Here is a 17,353-nt window from a genome sequence, read left to right on the forward strand (position 1 = left end):
GGGAAGAAGCCCCTGAATTCCTTTTAAAATTAAGGCATTTCCCCGTTTGACAAATACCGCACTTTGACCTAAAATCTTAACAACAGGAGGTACTTATGGTAAAAATCAGTGATGTTATGATGACAGATGTTCTGACAGCCGCAAAAACAGATACAATCCTTGATATGTCAAAGCGGCTTCAGGCGCACCGCATAGGCGCTATTGTGATTGTGGATAATAACCATTACCCTGTCGGAATAGTCTCCGAAAGGGATATAATACGCTCCATTACCGTATATAAGGAACAGACACTTAATAAACAGGCGCAGGATATTATGAGCTCCCCTGTGCTTACGCTGGAACCTGACCAGGATATTGAAACAGCAGCCACCTTAATGTCGCTTAATATGATAAGAAGAATACCCATCACAAAAAATGATAAATTAATCGGCATAATTTCCTACCGTGATATAACAAACGCGCTCCGTAAAAGTTATTATATGCTGGAAGAAAAAACAGAGACACTGGAAGACAAAGCCAACCGCGACCCTTTAACGGGGCTCTTTAACAAAGGGTACCTTGAAGAACAGCTTAAGTACCAGTTTGAACTTTCAAAGCGCTCCGGCAACCCGATGACAGTGATGTTTCTTGACATTGATTTCTTTAAAAAGGTCAACGATACTTACGGCCATCAGTGCGGCGACGATGTGTTAAAAAGAATAGCCGCAATACTTAAAGATAAATCCCGCGCCATAAATGTTGTGGGACGTTACGGCGGAGAAGAGTTCATGGTGATAGGCCCTGTATCCGACTACAAATCAGCTCTATATCTTGGAGAAAGGATTCGTACGGCAGTGGAAAAAGAAGACTTTGCATGTAATAACATTAAATTCAACATTACAATCAGCATAGGAATTTCTGTGTGGAACAATACAACACCATCCGTAAAAGAACTGGTTAAATTCGCGGATGAGGCATTGTATACGGCAAAACGCAACGGAAGAAATCAGGTAAGGATGTACGAGGGAGTTTAGATGCTTGGAGGGTTGGAGGGTTAGATGCTTGGATACTTGGAGGCTTGGAAATTCTGCGGGACGCGCAGGAGCACGTCCCCTACAAAAACAAAAATTATATTGTTAATAAAACTTCTGATTTTACTTAACCAACTTTCCCGTCAACAGGTTCTTCTGAGCCGCTAAGCTGCTGAGCAGCTGAGCTGCCGTCTTTCTTCGTCTGTTCAAATAAAAAATACAAAAATCCCACAGTAAGCGGGAAGGTAAGAATCCAGCCTGCCAGCATCTGTATCCCGATAAGGTTTATCAGCCAAAGGACAAGCACAATTACCACATGCCCCATAAGATTATTTGCAATTGCCGCTTTTGCACTTAATTTCAACGAAGCCATAATCCCCTGATTTTCAAAAGCCATATAATAAGGCGCATATACAAACAAGGCCATAATAAGAAGCCCCGGAAATATAATAAAAACAAGTCCGGCTGCGGACATTATAAATATCAGCAGCCCCAGGCCAAACATGGGCGCAAGAAGATTCATAAATTTGAACAGGTCCTGAAAATCCGCTTTTTCTCCCGCGGATATTTTTATAATTACATTGGCAAGCCCCGCTGCCATAACAGGATATAAGATTCCCAGCGTCACCGAAGACAGCATACCCGCCGTTAAACCCGCCAGCAATATAAAAACCGGTTCTTTCTTTAATGCCTGTATCGGCTTTTCAACAGCCAGTTTTATTTTCATATGGTTTTACTTCCTTTTGGCGCTTTTTTATATTTACGCCTTATATAATTTATATCCTGATTTATCTTTGCAATAAGCGCATCCTTATTCTTAAACTTCTTTTCGTCCCTTATGTGCTCTAAAAATTCCACTTTCAGTTTTTTGCCGTAAATAACTGAATCAAAATCAAATATAAAAACCTCTATAAGCGCCGCCTTTTCCTGCTTAAGCGTCGGCGCAAAACCAATATTTGCCGCGCCTGTATATCTGTGGCCGTTATAATCCACGGCTACCGCCCACACGCCCCTTGCCGGTATTTCTTCATACTTTATCTTAATATTGGCGGTGGGGAATCCAATGTCCCTGCCTATGTGCCGCCCTTCAATCACTTCCCCGTCAATTGTATAAGGCCTGCCAAGCATTTTATTTACAAGTTTTATGTCTCCCTGCGCAAGTTTTTCTCTTATGATTGTGGAGCTTACTTTGTAACCATCCACCATTTTATCCGGAACTATTTTTACAGAAAAGCCCAGTTCCTTTGACATTTTTTTTAACAGTGCCACATTCCCCCGGCCGCCGCGGCCAAATACAAAATCCGAACCCGCCACTATAGATTTCATATTAAGTTTTCCGCACAGGATATCTTTTACAAAATTTTCCGGTTCTACACGCGATACTTTTGAAATATCAAGCAGAACGCAGATATCAATACCGTGTTTTTCTATAATTTCAATGTTATGTGAGTGCTTTTTTATGAGTTTAAGTTCGGTATTTTTTGAAAAATATCTGTCAGGGTGTCCGGAAAATGTAACAAGTATGCTTTTCCCATGAATAGCGGCCGCTTCTTTTTTCACGACATTTATCAGGGATAAATGCCCGGTGTGAACGCCGTCAAAGACTCCGACTGTTACGGCGCTTTTGGTTTTTAATTTAAGGTTCTTAACAGTTTTTATAATCTTCATTTTTACTTCTTTCTTGTCTTAAAGTATTTCCTTATCTCTGAAATGACAAGTTTTTCCGCTTCTTTTACCGGTTTTTTTATAAAGCATCCTGACGCGTACTTATGCCCGCCGCCGTTTAATTCCGTGGCTATCATATTGACATCAACGCCGTGTTTTGACCTGAAAGAGACCTTTACGGAATCAGCGGTGACTTCCTTAAAAAGCACGGCGATATCAACGCCCCTTATCGACCTGATTGAATTTATGAAATTATCCGTATCGCTTTCTTTGGCGCCGGTTTCCTTAAACATCTTTTTTGTCACCACGCTCCACGCCGCTTTGCCTTCAAACTTTAAAGCGGTAAGCATTTTTGCCATAAGCCTGGTGCTGGAAAGCGTTGTGGCGTAAACTTCGCCTGATATCTGATTGGGATTTGCCCCGGCCTTAATAAGTTCCGCTGTCACCTGATGAACTTCGGGCGAGGTATTGGAATAAGCAAAAGACCCTGTGTCTGTAACTATCGCGGTATATAAACCGCAGGCAACATCTTTGCTTATTTTCCACCCGTTGAATTGCATAAACTGATACAGCTGCATGCCTACGGCCGCGGCTTTTGGTTCCACCACATTTAAATCGCCGTACATGACGTTTCCCAGATGGTGGTCTATATTAATGGTCCGCTTTGCCTGTTTTATATGGTCAATTATATGTCCGTTTCTTGCCAGATCCGGGCATTCAAGAAAAATAGCAAGGTCATAACAGCCCTTAACCTTATTGATATTCTTAATTTTTCCGCTTGAAGGCAGAAATCTGTATATATCCGGAAGCGGATCCCTGTTGATAAAATCCACTTTTTTTCCCATCTTTGAAAGCACGCTTACAAGCGCGGAACCGGAACCAAGCCCGTCGCCGTCAGGGTTGATATGCGTGGTAAGCAGTATACTGTGGGATTTTTTTATTAACGCGGCAATATCACTCGCCTGTTTTTTTGTCATTCTTCTTTTCCTCTTCTATCTGCCTGAAAAGGCCTTCAACCCTAAGGCGTTCTTCATAGGAATTGTCCAGTTTAAAAATAATCTCCGGAGTATAGCGTATCTTAATGGCATCGCCCACCTGGCCCCTTATAAAACCGGACGCTTTCTGCAGCCCTTCCAGTGACTTTTTTTTCTTATCTTCATCGCCCATAACGCTGATATAAACATGCGCGGACTTAAGGTCATTTGTAAGGCTGACAGAATGAACGCTTACAAAACCCACTCTTGGGTCTTTTACTTCCCTCATGATGATGGTGCTTATTTCCCTTTTCATCAGACTTTCAACTTTTTGTTTTCTTATACCCTGCATTTATCCGCCTTAAACCAATTCCGGCCTTCTGCCGTTTTATCTACAGTTTTTTTAATTTCTGTCTTTCTTCATAGAAAATTACCATATCGCCCACAGCCGGTTCTTTATAACCTTCCACTACAACTCCAAATTCATAACCTTCCTTAACTTCTTTTACCGTGTCTTTGAACCTCTTAAGCGTCTTAACCTCGGCCTTTAATAATTCATACCCGTTCCTTTTAACCACAGCCGTGGAATCCTGATATGCCTTGCCTTTTTTCATGTAACTTCCGGCTATATTTACGCCTTCGCTTTCAACTTTGAAGACCTGCCTTACTTCGGCCTCGCCGATTTCAACAAATTCATATTCCGGCTCCAGCAGCCCTTCCATAGCGGCTTTTATGGAATCCACAACTTCGTATATGATATGGTATATTTTTATTTCAACGCCTTCCTGCTTTGCCAGATCCTTGGCCGCGGGAAGCACGGATACAAAGAAACCAATTACTACCGCGTCTGACGCATCCGCTAACAGAACATCGCTTTCGGTAATGTCGCCCACATCTTTATGTATTACCTGTACCTGTATTCCACTGTCAGTGGAAATTTTTTCAATGGCTTCGGACAGCGCTTCAACAGAACCAATACCGTCGCCTTTAATAATTACCTGAAGCTTCTTTTCCGCGCCTGATTCTATTTTCTTATGAAGGTCTTCAAGCGTCATCTTTCTTTTCTTTTTATCAACCTGGAAACGCCTTATATCAGTTGAACGTTTTGCCGCTATCTGTTTTACCTCTTTGTCATTAGGGAAAACTTTAATCTTGTCCCCGGCGTTCGGTACGTCTTCAAATCCAAGCACTTCAATGGGCATTACGGCTTTTGCGTCTTTTAACCTTTTGCCCTGATCATTGAATATAGCCCTTACTTTTCCGTACGTATAATTAGTAATAAAGGCGTCCCCTATCTTAAGGGTGCCCTTCTGAAGAAGCACAGTACCAACAGCGCCGCGGCCTTTATCAAGCCTTCCTTCTATAACCACTCCCTGCGCGTAAGTATCAGGGTTGGTTTTAAGTTCAAGCATTTCAGATTCAAGCAGGATTCGCTCAAGAAGGTCATTAATGCCTGTTTTTTTCTTGGCTGAAATTGCAACAACCTGCGTCTTTCCGCCCCACTCTTCAGGTACAAGCCCGTATTTTGTAAGTTCCTGTTTTATCTTTTCCGGGTTTGCCCCTTCTTTATCAATTTTATTTATTGCGACTATGATAGGCGCTCCCGCCGCTTTCGCGTGGTCAATAGCTTCTTTTGTCTGCGGCATTATGCCGTCATCCGCCGCCACAATAAGAATTACAATGTCAGTGGCTTTTGCTCCGCGGGCTCTCATTGCCGTAAACGCGGCATGGCCGGGCGTGTCAAGAAATACCACATCACCGTGCCCTGTGGAAACTTTATAGGCGCCTATCTTCTGCGTAATACCGCCGTGTTCGCCGCTTACAACATTTGATTCGCGTATGGCATCCAGCAGGGATGTCTTTCCGTGGTCAACGTGCCCCATAATTGTCACTATAGGGCAGCGGGGTTTTAAGTCTTCCGGTTTATCCGGAACCTCTGCAAATATGTCGTCGCCGTATATGTCTTTAAATTTCAATATCTTATTATATTCATCCGCAATTATCTGGACTTCTTCTTCGTTTAACACCTGGTTCATTGTGGCCATTACGCCCATGCTCATAAGTTTTTTAATAAGCTCCACGGGCCTTATTTCAAGCGAGGCCGCAAATTCTGTTACAGTCATATTTTTATTTATTTCAATTGTCTCTTTAACAATTTCAACAGGCGCAGCCGGTGGTTGTGTTTCAACCGGCGCAGATGTCTCTGCAGTTTCCAAAGGAACAACAGGTGCCGCCGAAGGTGCAGGCACAGGTGTAGGAGCAGGCGCGGCCTTTGTTTCATGTGCTTTTTTCACTTCAACATTGGGCTGTTTTTTATCCAGAGTTTTATTTGCCGCCGCCGAAGGTGCAGGCACAGGTTTTGAAGGCACTGTAGAAGCCGAAGCTTTATCCACAGGAGCCGGAGCCAAAGGCGCAGGTGCTGAAGGCGCAACCGAAGTTCCCAGCATACTTTCAACTTTTTTTATTACCTCTTCCGGCATACTGCTCATATGGCTTTTTACTTCTATACCCATATCAGTCAGTATCTTTATTATATCTTTGTTATCTTTGCCGTGATTTTTCGCAAATTCGTATATTCTCATTTATTCACCCTGCTCTTCTTTTTCGATTAGTGCCTGGGCCTTTTCTTTCAGCTTTTCCGCCGTTTTTTCATCGCAGCCAAGGACATTTATAATATCCGGAATACCGGCAGTTTCAAAATCCAACAGGTTCTTTATTCCCGCTTTCTTAAGTTCTTTTAACTGCTTAACGGGAATGTCATCCCCAAGTTTAAACAGGTCATAAGCCACCTGCTGTTCAAAGCTGCCTTTCATCTCATCAATCTTTTCTTTGTTAAATTCGTTAATACGGAGTACGGATACTTTCCACTTTGTAATTTTTGCCACAAGCCTCATGTTAATGCCGTTTTTGCCTATAACCTGCGAGAACTGTTCGTCAGAAACAGCAATAATTGTGTAATGATTTTCCTGGTCAATATATATATCTTTTATCTCTATGGGCGCAATGGCGCTCTGGAGATATTTTTTTATATCCTCATCATACAGTACAACGTCCACCTTTTCGCCGTGAAGTTCCCTGATAATAGTCTGTATCCGGCTTCCTTTTACGCCGATACACGCGCCTACAGGATCAATATGCGAATCATTGGATGTAACAACCACTTTCGTTTTAACGCCGGGTTCCCTGGCCACATATTTTATTTCCACAGTCCCCTGGTCTACTTCGGTTACTTCCTGCGCGAAAATACGTTTTATAAAATTGGGATGAGTCCTTGACAGTTCCAGAATAGCGCCTTCCTTGCCGCGCACTGTCTTAAGCGCAAGCGCCCTTATTCTTTCGCCTATCCTGTACTTTTCATGCGCCACCTGTTCCCTTACCTTAAGCACGCCTTCCACGGCGCCTAAGTCCACAACCACATCGCCGTGTTCAATTGTATGAACGGTGCCTGTTACTATTTCCCCTTCTTTTTTCTTTGTATCCTGAAAAATCTGCTCTTTTTCAACTTCGCGGATTTTCTGTGTAATAACCTGTTTCGTGGTCTGTGCCGCTATCCTGCCAAACTCTTTGGGATAGAACAGCACTTCTATAATATCGCCAAATACGGCGTCACTTTTTATTTCTTTGGCGGCATCAAGGCTTATCTCGGTAAAATCATTTGAAGCTTTTTCCACAACTGTTTTTTTCCAGAAGAATTTCAGCTCTTCGCCAAACTCCACCCTTATTTCAGGCTTAATACCGTAGACTTTCTTGGCAGCGGATGTGATGCCGCGTTCAAAAGCGTCTATAAGTTCCTTTTCATCTATGTTTTTTAGTTTTTCCACCTGCTGAAGCATCTGTAAAATTTCGTTTCCCATCTTTTCTACCTCACTCTCTCTTTGTACCGGGCCTGCCGGCTTCTGTCTCTGTAACGAATCCGTCTAAAAATCAATCTCCAGATTCGCTTTTTTTATGCTTGAAAAAGGTATCTTTCTGTCGCCTTTTTTTGTTGCCAGCGTTACATCTTCCTGTGTACTTTCCTTAATATGCCCTATCTGGCAGTTTTCATTCTCTATAGGTTCATATAACGATAATTTTGCCAGTTTACCTTCAAAACGCTTGTAATCCGCCGGGCTTTTAAGCGGCCTGTCCATCCCGGGAGAGCTTATCTCCAGATTGTAATCAGAATGCACTGTATTTTTTTCAAATAATAAATCATCTATCATGCGGCTCATCATGGCGCATTCATCAAGGTTTATTCCGCCGGTTATCTTATCCAATTTAATGCGGATATACAACTTTCTTTGTCCCGTGGACACATCAATGTCCACAAGTTCCATAAAGTTGTCCTTGATAAGCGGTTCTATCTCTTTTTCTATAAGTTCCCTTAATGATACCTTTTCTTCCATTTGATAACCTCTATAAAAATATAAAAGTGGGGAAAAAAACTTCCCCACTTATGTTTAAGCACATGTGCAGGCTTTAGCTTATTGAAATTATAGCAGAAACAACAGACTTAATCAAGGCGGTATTTACCTCGCCTTTGAAAAAGCCGTTTGTTTTACAATACGGAACAAATAGCGTATGTCCTCCTAAAATTGAATCTTTGCTTTATATTCTCCGGATTCATTGCGGCAGGATATCAGTTTTTTGCCGGTATGCCCGCACCATTCCTTTAAATCCTTGTCAAAATTATCACAATCCGCGTTTACTTCCATCACATCTCCGGGTTTCATATCCGGGACATATATGGCAATTCTTAAAACCGGCAGCGGATATTTCAGTCCGCTGCAATCCACATGAACCGTACCCATAACAATTACCTCCCCGCTTACATATCCCCTTACAGCCTGAAGAAATCACGCCTGTGTTAAGTATAGCGGAGGATTTTTATAAATCAAGTTTACCGGACAGGACGCGCTGAAAAAATATACACAACCCCGGTATAATTATGATAAAAACCACAGATTCTTAATTAAAGCTTTCTATACCGCTCTTCAAATATTTCAAAAGCCCTTTTGGAAAAGAGGGCAAAAATAACTTTTTTTAAGTGCTTTGGCTGCGCAAGGTCAAACGCCTTCACTTCATTTATCATGATTGCCGCGCATTTTTCAATTGAAAAGCCTCCTACCCCTGTGCCTAATGCCGGGAACACGATAGAAACGCACTTTAATTTTTCCGCAAGCTTAAGCGAATTTGACACCGCCTCTTCTATTACCGCGCCGCTTGTCTTTAAATCCTGCCCCATCACCACGGCATGAATGACGTGCCTGCAGGCAAGTTTCCCGGCTTTGGTTTCTACCGCTTCCCCCAAATCTGCCGGCGCTTTACCCATAGCTTCCTGTTCTATTTCTCGCCCGCCTTTTAATTTAATCGCGCCTGCGACACCGGATCCCATCCACAATTCATTATTTGCCGCGTTTACAATTACATCCGCCGGAACTGAAGTTATATCGCCATGCACAAGTTCTATCACAATGTGCTGAAGTTTTTTTGCCTGCATAATAACCTCCCCTTTTATTTCTTATATTCCAGCTTTAAAGTATCACCTTGCCCTGGCCCTAAGAAGGCTTAGCACGCGCTTCATATCATCCGGGATTTCCGCGCTGAAAAACATTTTTTTACCGTTAAAAGGATTTTCAAATTCAAGTTCGCTTGCGTGCAGCATCTGCCGCGGCAAAAGGTCTTCCCTGCTTTTTATATCATATCCCAGGCACCCTGCAAGATCGTTGTCCTTTGATTTATTGCCATACACAGGGTCGCCTACGACCTCGTTCTTTATGTAATTCATGTGCACGCGTATCTGGTGCGTCCTGCCGGTAAGGATTCTTACTTTCAGCAGAGTGGTGTTTGAAAATATTTCTTCAGGTTCAAAAATCGTATACGCTTCCTTGCCTCCGGAATATTTAGCGGTATATTTAAGCCTGTTGTTCGCATCACGTACAATGTGGGTATTTATGTGCCCCACCTGTTCCACCCTGCCGTGTACAATACAGCGGTATGTCTTGTTGATTTTTTTTTCCTTAAAAAGCGCGGCAAGTTTGTGATGCGCATCCCCGTTTCTTGCTATTATCATAAGCCCGGAAGTGTCCCTGTCCAGCCGGTGCACTATCCCAATCCTGCTGCTTGTGCCTTCATAATCCTCTTCATTAATATGTTTCCCGACAAGCGCATTTACCAAAGTGCCGTCGCTGTGCCCGGGCGAGGGATGCACTACAAGGCCTGCCTGTTTGTTGATTATCATCATATTATCATCTTCATATATGATGTTTAAAGGGATGTCCTGTTTTATAAGTTCAAATTTTTTTGGAAGTTCTTCCAGATATTCCAGATAATCCCCCCGCTTTAATTTGTACCCGGGGGAACCGGTTATTTTACCATTTAGAGAGACATTTCCATTATCCATAATGTGCTTAATCTGCGACCTTGAAAGGCCGGAAGTTTCCCTTAGAAAAACATCTATCCTCTGCCTGTCATCCGAAGTTACTTTAACTGATTTTTTTTCCATTTATAAAACACAAACGCGGCGCCTGCCGCACCTGCCGCTATCATAAAGATGCTTATGAAAGTGGAGGTTGACAGTTTCATTATCTGTCCGCGTTCCGCGTCTCCCCTGAAGATTTCCATTATAAAACGGATTATTCCGTAATTCATAAAATAAAGAAAAAAGATAACCCCGTTAATATGTTTGACCCTGCGGAAAAAAAGCAGCAGAAATAAAAAATTCAGAAAATTTAGAGCGGATTCATAAAGCTGCACCGGAAGATGCGGAAGATTGTCGCCGATGGACGGGAAAACAACCCCGCACTTATCATCAACAGAACCGTAGCAGCAGCCGTTAAAATAGCACCCTATTCTGCCTATAGCGTGCCCAAGGGACACAAACGGCATGCATATATCGCCAAGCCTTAGTATAGGAAGTTTTTTCAGCCTTAACCATACAAGGTCGCTTATAATAGCCCCTATCAAGCCGCCATAAAAAACCAGCCCGCCTTCCCAGACCTTGAAAATATCAGCAATATTTTTTGAATAGACATCATCCCACCATATTCCCACATATAAAAGGCGCGCGCCTATTACAGCTCCGATTATGGATACAAGGCCAATATCAGTTACAGGGTCGCCCTTAAACCCTTCTTTTTTTGCCAGCATGCCGGCAAGCAGAATTCCCGCAAGAAAACCTATAGCGGTGGACAATCCATAGGAACGAAGCTCAAAGAAACCAAAATCAGCTATTATGGGGTGCATTTTTTTCCTCTCCGTGAATAAGCATAAACAATATAAAGAAGACAACACCCACGCTTATCGCGCTGTCCGCCACATTAAACACCGGAAAATGCCAGGACTTGTGATAGACCTCTATAAAATCAGTAATGCTTCCAATTAAAAGCCTGTCTGTAAAATTACCAAGCGCGCCGCCTATAATAAGGCCGCAGCTGAAATTATACAGAAATTTAGGGCTTCTGTATTTATACCAGTAAGTTAAAATTGCGGCCATGGCAAGCGCGACTATCCCAAGCAATACCCACCTTTTAGCGGGGTGGTCCACATTGCCCAGCATGCCGTAAGAAACGCCGCTATTTTCTATGTAAGTAATATTAAGAAAACCCTTTATGACAGGTATTGACTGGTACAGTTTCATCGTAGATTTAATAAAAAACTTTACTGCCTGGTCCAGTCCTAAAATTGTAATTGCCGTTATTATCAAAGTTCTCATTTTTTCTCCTTTAAAAAACCTGTTCAACAGAACAGATATACCCTGTTATATTATTTTCCCTGTCTTTAACGTGGTATGTACTGACCAGCAGTTTTTTTATGATTCCGGCCGCCTGTATGGACACAGATACTTTTTCTGACGGCTGTCTTTTTAATATTAAATTATTTATCAGTTCGGCAGCATCACCTATTGCTTCCAAATGCTTAAAGTGCATATTTCTGGCCTTATGTCCGCGCAGGGCGAATATTTCCTCTGCCCTGGCATTAAAAACTTTTATTATTCCGGAAGCGTCCATAATAATAAATCCGCTTTTAAGCGAATCATATACCCTGGTGTGAAATTCCAGCATACCTTCAAGGTCTTCATGCGAATCTTTAAGTTTCTCGGAAAGTTCGCCGTATGCTTTTTTCATTTTCTTTTTTTCTTCAATCTCTTCATTTGCTTTTTCGGCAAGAAAACTGGCATGAAGCGATACGACAAATATAAAGGGAATATTCAGTATCTCTCTTTCCTGCATGAATCCGGCAAAGCCGGCATCATTACCTGACGACCTTATGAAAAAATACACAAGGGTCGTCACCGCGGCAATTGCCACACTTAAACCCACAGACTGCCCTATGGCAGCCATAAATAACGCAAGGAAAATAACCATCAGCATATTAAAAGTAAGGCCTGCAAGCCAGTATGCCCCAAAAGACACCAGTATAATATCAAGGACGAATATAATGTAATGAAGTTTCATGCCTTCATACATTTTTTCCGGCAGCAGTCCAAAAAATATATTGGATATGATAACAACGGCAATATAGAAAAATAAGAAACCTGAAGATTCTATTATGCCGCCAAAATTATATATGCCAAGCAGTATTATTATAAGGGTTAAAACAGCCCTTATATATGTTATGCTGCGCTTATTCTGTTTAAGCCTGTCTTCCATTTTTCACTTCCCCGCCTACTGCGCCTGTTCTGTAATACTTTTAATATAAACAAGTATGTCCGCTATCTGCGTGCCAAACCACGGCATACCGCCAAGTTTCACAAATACACCCTTCATAATCGCCAGGATTATTGCGCCTACTACCGTTGCACCCAGCAAAAAACCAACTCCCCTGGACAAACCAATTACAAAATTCAAAAAAATAAGTTTTAAAGGCCTGCTTTTTATGTCAATAAACTCTTCTATGTTGCCTGCTTCCAGCATAGCTGCTACTTTCTGCATCAGCTTCATGTCATAGGCAAGAACCTTTTCTACTTTAGATGCCTTTTTTTCTTTTTCATTTTTTTTTGTTTTATTCATTTTATTCTCACAAGGATTAACAAATTATGTTATCCCAAATTTTCAACACATCTGGAGCAAAGCCCCGGATATTCGGAATCTTTGCCCACAGCATCAACGTATCTCCAGCACCTTTCGCACTTAATACCTTCAGACTTTGAAGCTGTTATTTCCAGTCCAAAATCCCACTCTTTTTCTTCCAGTTTTTCGGCAGGGCTGTATGACACACCGGAAATAATTATCATCTGTTCCACTTCTTCCTTTGACAGTTTCTTTAAAATCCTGTCAAGTTTGGCGGAAGCGTATTTAATATTTACCACAGCTTCATACGGATGGCTTATAAGCTTTTCTTTTCTTTTATCCTCTATTTTTTTCAGGGCTGCATCCCTTAATTTATTAAACGTCTCCCACTCTTCCACTGTCTGCGCGTCTAAAAGGGGCTCTTTTTCCACCGTCCACTTTTCAAGCTGAATGTGGCTTTCATTTCTTAACTCCTGCGGTATAAACTGCCACACTTCATCAGCTGTAAACGCAAGCACCGGCGCAATGGCTTTGGTAAGGTTAATCAGCATTTTATAAATAACGGTCTGGGCTCCCCTGCGCTGTTTGCCGTCACTTTTAAACGTATACAGCCTGTCTTTTAAGACATCAAAGTAATACGAAGACAGAAATAACGAGCAGAAATTGGAAAATTCCCTGTAAACCCTGTAGAATTCAAAATTTTCATAATAGTTATCCAAAGAGTCCAATAATACCTGCATTTTATGAAGGGCGTATTTGTCAAATGATGACAGTTCTTCATACGGCACCATATCTTCTTTTTTAAAATCATTTACCGCGCTTAACATATAGCGGAAAGTGTTTCTTATGCGCCTGTAAGAATCCGTAACCCTTGACATAATTTCATCTGATATCGGCTGGTCTGTTGTGAAGTCTTCAGAAGCCACCCAAAGCCTTAATAAATCAGCGCCGCCTTTTTTAATAAGGCTAAGCGGGTCAATTACGTTGCCAAGTGATTTATGCATGGCGCGGCCCTGACCGTCAACAACCCAGCCTGTGCTGATAACCGATTTATACGGTGCCTTGCCCTTAAAGCCGACAGCAGCAAGAAGCGATGACTGAAACCATCCCCTGTACTGGTCTGACCCTTCAAGATAAAGGTCGGCCGGCCAGGATAAATCATCTCTGGTTTCAAGCACGGAAAAACTTGAAGCACCGGAATCAAACCACACATCAAAAATATCACTTCCCCTATCCACATTATCAGAACCGCACTTGGGGCACTTGCAGTCATCACCTAAAATTTCCTTTGCCGAATGTTTAAACCATCCGTCGCTGCCTTCTTCTTTTATAAGCGCCCTTACTTTGGCTATGGTTTTTTCAGTCACTATTGATTCGCCGCAGTCTTTGCAGGTAAAAACAAAGATAGGCACACCCCACGAACGCTGGCGCGATATGCACCAGTCCGGCCTGCCGGAAATCATCTTTGTTATCCTGTCTTCTCCCCATTCATTGAACCACTTTACGTTTTTAACTTCGTTAAGCGCCTGTGCGCGGAAATTATCTTTTTCCATGGAAATAAACCACTGGTTGGTAGCCCTGTAAATAATGGGGCTTTTGCAGCGCCAGCAATGCGCGTACGAATGGGTTATCTGTTCCTGCGCAAGCAGTACATTTTTTTCTTTAAGCAGTTCAACTATTTTTTCGTTGGCGGCAAAAACATGCTCGCCTTTCATCATTTCAAATTCATTTGTGTACCGGCCGCAGGCGTCCACCGGGTTTAGTATCTGAAGGTTATATTTTAATCCCGCCACATAGTCTTCATGGCCGTGGCCCGGCGCTATATGAACACAGCCCGTACCCGTTTCTAAAGTGACGTAATCCGCGTTAATTACAAGCGAATCCCTGTCCACAAAAGGGTGCTGACAGACCGCGCGTTCTAAATCTTTGCCCTTAAACACGGATATTTCTTTAAGTCCTGATATTCCGGTTTTTTCTTCAAACTGTGTTTTTAAACCTTTGGCTAAAATATATTTTTCGCCCGCACCTTCATATACCGCGTAATCAAAATCCGGATGCAATGCTATTGCCACGTTTGCCGGAAGCGTCCACGGTGTGGTAGTCCAGATAACCACGTAAGTATCTTTACCCGGTTTTGCTTTTGACTTTGAATCATCTTTGATTTTAAATTTTACAAATACAGACGTGGATTTATGGTCGGCGTATTCCACTTCCGCTTCTGCCAGCGCGGTTTCGCATCTGCAGCACCAGTACACAGGTTTTAAGCCCCTGTAGACAAGGCCTTTTTTATACATTTCCCAGAAAATATCAACCATCTTGGTTTCATATTCTTTATTAAGCGTAAGGTAAGGATTTTCCCAGTCGCCCATTATTCCAAGCCTTTTAAACTGGTCTCCCTGTAATTTCACGTATTTCATAGCGTATTCGTGGCACAGCCTGCGTATTTCCGGCTTTGTCATTGTCTTTGCCCTGCTGCCAAGATTCTCCGCGACCTTGTGTTCAATAGGCATTCCGTGGCAGTCCCATCCCGGCACGTACGGAGAGTAATAACCCTTAAACGAACGGTAACGGACAACAATATCCTTTAAAACCTTGTTTAAAGTATGCCCCATATGAATATTGCCGTTGGCATAGGGCGGCCCGTCGTGAAGTATGTATGAAGGGGCGTTTTCTTTCTTTCGTTTTTCAAGCAGGTTTTCATAAACTTTATCATCTTCCCACTTCTTATAAAACTCCGGCTCCCTCTGATTTAGGTTTCCCTTCATCGGAAAGTCCGTCTTTGGCATGTGTATGGCAGTATCTTTTTTTTCCATCAGTGTATACGCTCCTGAAATATCAAAATCTCCGTTTTATACGGGAATATACATTTTTATCATAAAACCGCGGCATATACAAGGAGTTTTGCCCCCATATGCACAAAACCATTTTAACCCGGCCAAAATCTTGATAAAAAACCATAGCAGTGGTAATATTTATCCATGACACTTGAACAACTGGGTTGGAACAGCAGGTTTGAAGAGGACTTTGAACCTTTCAGAAAAGACGGGCTTAATCCCGCGCGCGTAATAGCGGAGCACAGGGAAAGGTATATATTACACACCGGTGAAGCCGAAATAGCCGGTGAAGTATCGGGTAAATTTATGTTTACCGCGCAGACGCCTTCGGAATACCCAAAAACAGGCGACTGGGTCGCAGCATCCGTTTTTCCGGAGGAAAGTAAAGCCATAATACACAGCCTTGTGCCGCGTCACACTTATTTTTCCAGAAAAGCCGCAGGCGCAAAAACAGTTGAACAGGTTATGGCGGCAAACATTGACAATATCTTTATTGTCCAGGGGCTTGATAATAATTATAACCCCATGCGCCTGTTAAGATACGCGGCTTCAATTGAAGGTACGGGAATATCGCCCGTTGTTGTCCTTAACAAATCCGACCTTAATCCCGACGCCGTGCAGATACTTGAAAAAACAAAAGAACTTCTGCGCGCCATCCCTGTTATTGGAATAAGCACGATAACAGGTAATCACATTGACGAACTTAAAAGTTTCATGCGCGACGGCATGACATCCGTCTTTGTAGGGTCATCAGGCGCGGGTAAATCAACCATAATAAACAGCCTTGCCGGAAAGCAGGTCGCAGAGACGCACGAAGTCCGCGAGGACGATTCCAGGGGAAGGCACACAACTGTTGCCCGTCAGCTTTATTTTATAGATAACTGCGGAATGGTAATTGACACCCCGGGCATAAGGGAGCTGCAGCTTTGGGATGATGACGGAAAATCCGCGCCCGAATTTGATATTGTCCTTAAATATGCGCAGAACTGCAGGTTTAAAGACTGCCTTCACGAAAACGAACCGGGCTGCGCCGTTAAAGAGGCCGCGGATAAAGGATTAATACCGCCGGAAATATTGAAAAGTTATTTTAAGTTAAAAAAAGAGATGGAATATACACGGTCAAAAATTGATGAAGCCGCGGCGCTGGAAAGAAAACAAAAAGAAAAGAAATTCGGGAAATACGTCAAAAATGTTCTTAAAGATATAAAGGAAGTAAAAGGCAGATAAAAAAAGGCCGGAGCAAACGCTCCGGCCTTTAAATCTATTTTAACTTTTTATTCTTTTGGTTCAGGAAGGGGTTTTCCCGCCACAAGCTTTATCTCCCCTTTAAGCCTTTTCAAATTAAACTTAAGGTCCTTGTCATTCTTTTTTACTTTCCTCTTTAATTCCAGCACAGCGTCCTTGTTGTCTTTCTGATATTTAAGCGCGTCTATTAACTTATCAATATTGTCTTTTTTGGATTTAATTATTTCTTTCACCTTTTTAAAGATAACCACATCTTCGCCGGCAGTGGTCTTGTAAACTTCAAGCCACAACAGCATTTCATCCATCATTTCCTGCGCTTCATATATCTCTTCTTTGGGCTCAAAATAAAGCACCTCTTTCGAAGTTACTTCTTCGCTGCCGCTTTCGCTTTCTTTAACCCCGCGCCCTGCAAGTTCGCTTGTACGCTCGTTGTTGTAGCTGGAACTTACAATTTCCTGCCTTATAGCTTTTACGCCGTCTTCCACCAGCACGGAAACATCCTCTGATGCCGTTACCACCCTCTGGTCAAAGCCGTTCTCTTCCGTGTTTTCCGGTATGTAGGCATAAACCGCCGCCGCAGTAAGAACCGCAAGCACCGCCGTTACCGCTGTTTTTAGTCTCATTTTTCTGTTCCT

Annotated in this window: 18 protein-coding genes; 2 read left to right on the top strand and 16 right to left on the bottom strand. The window is 42.5% G+C overall.

Translation table 11 applies throughout. The features are described from left to right. Positions 1-95: 95 nt before the first annotated feature. Entirely contained in the window at positions 96-1,013 is a 918-nt protein-coding gene (locus CVV21_00105) for a hypothetical protein (GenBank protein PKL92784.1), read from the top strand. Between the two features lie 124 nt (positions 1,014-1,137). On the opposite strand, the gene CVV21_00110 is transcribed toward CVV21_00105, so the two are convergent. The 15 genes from CVV21_00110 to CVV21_00180 all read right to left on the bottom strand — a co-directional run bounded on the left by CVV21_00110 (position 1,138) and on the right by CVV21_00180 (position 15,452). Then, complete coding sequence (locus tag CVV21_00110; protein PKL92785.1) at positions 1,138-1,737, bottom strand: hypothetical protein; 600 nt, start codon at positions 1,735-1,737, stop codon at positions 1,138-1,140. Continuing rightward, positions 1,734-2,678: a hypothetical protein gene (locus tag CVV21_00115; GenBank protein PKL92786.1), complete on the bottom strand. Its 945-nt coding sequence runs from the start codon at positions 2,676-2,678 to the stop codon at positions 1,734-1,736. Before CVV21_00115 ends, CVV21_00110 begins: the two co-directional genes overlap by 4 nt. Before the next feature lie 2 nt (positions 2,679-2,680). Beyond that, on the bottom strand, positions 2,681-3,652 hold the full coding sequence (locus CVV21_00120) for a bifunctional oligoribonuclease/PAP phosphatase NrnA (GenBank protein ID PKL92787.1): 972 nt from the start codon (positions 3,650-3,652) through the stop codon (positions 2,681-2,683). Continuing rightward, positions 3,630-4,001, bottom strand: a complete 372-nt coding sequence (locus CVV21_00125; GenBank protein ID PKL92788.1) for a ribosome-binding factor A — start codon at positions 3,999-4,001, stop codon at positions 3,630-3,632. Before CVV21_00125 ends, CVV21_00120 begins: the two co-directional genes overlap by 23 nt. Before the next feature lie 40 nt (positions 4,002-4,041). Further along, positions 4,042-6,231, bottom strand: a complete 2,190-nt coding sequence (locus CVV21_00130) for a translation initiation factor IF-2 (protein ID PKL92789.1) — start codon at positions 6,229-6,231, stop codon at positions 4,042-4,044. Further along, positions 6,232-7,503 carry a transcription termination factor NusA gene (gene nusA / locus CVV21_00135; protein PKL92790.1) on the bottom strand — a complete coding sequence of 424 codons (1,272 nt, stop codon included), beginning with the start codon at positions 7,501-7,503 and terminating at the stop codon, positions 6,232-6,234. A gap of 63 nt (positions 7,504-7,566) precedes the next feature. Further along, complete coding sequence (locus CVV21_00140; protein ID PKL92791.1) at positions 7,567-8,034, bottom strand: hypothetical protein; 468 nt, start codon at positions 8,032-8,034, stop codon at positions 7,567-7,569. Between the two features lie 183 nt (positions 8,035-8,217). After that, positions 8,218-8,439 carry a SirA-like protein gene (locus CVV21_00145; GenBank protein ID PKL92792.1) on the bottom strand — a complete coding sequence of 74 codons (222 nt, stop codon included), beginning with the start codon at positions 8,437-8,439 and terminating at the stop codon, positions 8,218-8,220. Between the two features lie 161 nt (positions 8,440-8,600). Beyond that, positions 8,601-9,128 carry an Appr-1-p processing protein gene (locus tag CVV21_00150; protein PKL92793.1) on the bottom strand — a complete coding sequence of 176 codons (528 nt, stop codon included), beginning with the start codon at positions 9,126-9,128 and terminating at the stop codon, positions 8,601-8,603. A gap of 42 nt (positions 9,129-9,170) precedes the next feature. Beyond that, on the bottom strand, positions 9,171-10,133 hold the full coding sequence (locus CVV21_00155; protein PKL92794.1) for an RluA family pseudouridine synthase: 963 nt from the start codon (positions 10,131-10,133) through the stop codon (positions 9,171-9,173). Beyond that, positions 10,109-10,873: a prolipoprotein diacylglyceryl transferase gene (gene lgt, locus CVV21_00160; protein PKL92795.1), complete on the bottom strand. Its 765-nt coding sequence runs from the start codon at positions 10,871-10,873 to the stop codon at positions 10,109-10,111. Before lgt ends, CVV21_00155 begins: the two co-directional genes overlap by 25 nt. Beyond that, a complete protein-coding gene (gene lspA, locus CVV21_00165; protein PKL92796.1) occupies positions 10,854-11,342 on the bottom strand; it encodes a signal peptidase II in 489 nt (162 codons plus the stop codon). The genes lgt and lspA overlap by 20 nt, the downstream gene beginning before the upstream one ends. A 10-nt stretch (positions 11,343-11,352) precedes the next feature. Further along, positions 11,353-12,279 (bottom strand): hypothetical protein, encoded by a 927-nt coding sequence (locus CVV21_00170; protein PKL92797.1) that lies wholly within the window; start codon positions 12,277-12,279, stop codon positions 11,353-11,355. A 15-nt stretch (positions 12,280-12,294) separates the two neighbouring features. Beyond that, entirely contained in the window at positions 12,295-12,639 is a 345-nt protein-coding gene (locus CVV21_00175; protein PKL92798.1) for a hypothetical protein, read from the bottom strand. A 29-nt stretch (positions 12,640-12,668) separates the two neighbouring features. Beyond that, entirely contained in the window at positions 12,669-15,452 is a 2,784-nt protein-coding gene (locus CVV21_00180) for an isoleucine--tRNA ligase (GenBank protein PKL92799.1), read from the bottom strand. Between the two features lie 165 nt (positions 15,453-15,617). Here CVV21_00180 and rsgA point away from each other — a divergent pair, with 165 nt between their 5' ends. Continuing rightward, complete coding sequence (gene rsgA / locus CVV21_00185) at positions 15,618-16,700, top strand: ribosome small subunit-dependent GTPase A (protein PKL92800.1); 1,083 nt, start codon at positions 15,618-15,620, stop codon at positions 16,698-16,700. 47 nt (positions 16,701-16,747) lie between these two features. Here rsgA and CVV21_00190 read toward each other — a convergent pair whose 3' ends face one another. After that, positions 16,748-17,341: a hypothetical protein gene (locus tag CVV21_00190; GenBank protein PKL92801.1), complete on the bottom strand. Its 594-nt coding sequence runs from the start codon at positions 17,339-17,341 to the stop codon at positions 16,748-16,750. Positions 17,342-17,353 lie beyond the last annotated feature (12 nt).

It is taken from the genome of Candidatus Goldiibacteriota bacterium HGW-Goldbacteria-1, assembly GCA_002839855.1.
Classification (GTDB): Bacteria; Oederibacteriota; PGYV01; order PGYV01; family PGYV01; genus PGYV01.

Coding starts and splice junctions, on each gene's coding strand:
- CVV21_00110 (PKL92785.1), bottom strand. CDS start 1,737: ATGAAAATAAAACTGGCTGTTGAAAAGCCGATACAGGCATTAAAGAAA.
- nusA (PKL92790.1), bottom strand. CDS start 7,503: ATGGGAAACGAAATTTTACAGATGCTTCAGCAGGTGGAAAAACTAAAA.
- CVV21_00190 (PKL92801.1), bottom strand. CDS start 17,341: ATGAGACTAAAAACAGCGGTAACGGCGGTGCTTGCGGTTCTTACTGCG.
- CVV21_00130 (PKL92789.1), bottom strand. CDS start 6,231: ATGAGAATATACGAATTTGCGAAAAATCACGGCAAAGATAACAAAGAT.
- CVV21_00120 (PKL92787.1), bottom strand. CDS start 3,652: ATGACAAAAAAACAGGCGAGTGATATTGCCGCGTTAATAAAAAAATCC.
- CVV21_00180 (PKL92799.1), bottom strand. CDS start 15,452: ATGGAAAAAAAAGATACTGCCATACACATGCCAAAGACGGACTTTCCG.
- rsgA (PKL92800.1), top strand. CDS start 15,618: ATGACACTTGAACAACTGGGTTGGAACAGCAGGTTTGAAGAGGACTTT.
- CVV21_00170 (PKL92797.1), bottom strand. CDS start 12,279: ATGGAAGACAGGCTTAAACAGAATAAGCGCAGCATAACATATATAAGG.
- CVV21_00155 (PKL92794.1), bottom strand. CDS start 10,133: ATGGAAAAAAAATCAGTTAAAGTAACTTCGGATGACAGGCAGAGGATA.
- lspA (PKL92796.1), bottom strand. CDS start 11,342: ATGAGAACTTTGATAATAACGGCAATTACAATTTTAGGACTGGACCAG.
- CVV21_00115 (PKL92786.1), bottom strand. CDS start 2,678: ATGAAGATTATAAAAACTGTTAAGAACCTTAAATTAAAAACCAAAAGC.
- CVV21_00150 (PKL92793.1), bottom strand. CDS start 9,128: ATGCAGGCAAAAAAACTTCAGCACATTGTGATAGAACTTGTGCATGGC.
- CVV21_00140 (PKL92791.1), bottom strand. CDS start 8,034: ATGGAAGAAAAGGTATCATTAAGGGAACTTATAGAAAAAGAGATAGAA.
- CVV21_00145 (PKL92792.1), bottom strand. CDS start 8,439: ATGGGTACGGTTCATGTGGATTGCAGCGGACTGAAATATCCGCTGCCG.
- lgt (PKL92795.1), bottom strand. CDS start 10,873: ATGCACCCCATAATAGCTGATTTTGGTTTCTTTGAGCTTCGTTCCTAT.
- CVV21_00125 (PKL92788.1), bottom strand. CDS start 4,001: ATGCAGGGTATAAGAAAACAAAAAGTTGAAAGTCTGATGAAAAGGGAA.
- CVV21_00175 (PKL92798.1), bottom strand. CDS start 12,639: ATGAATAAAACAAAAAAAAATGAAAAAGAAAAAAAGGCATCTAAAGTA.
- CVV21_00105 (PKL92784.1), top strand. CDS start 96: ATGGTAAAAATCAGTGATGTTATGATGACAGATGTTCTGACAGCCGCA.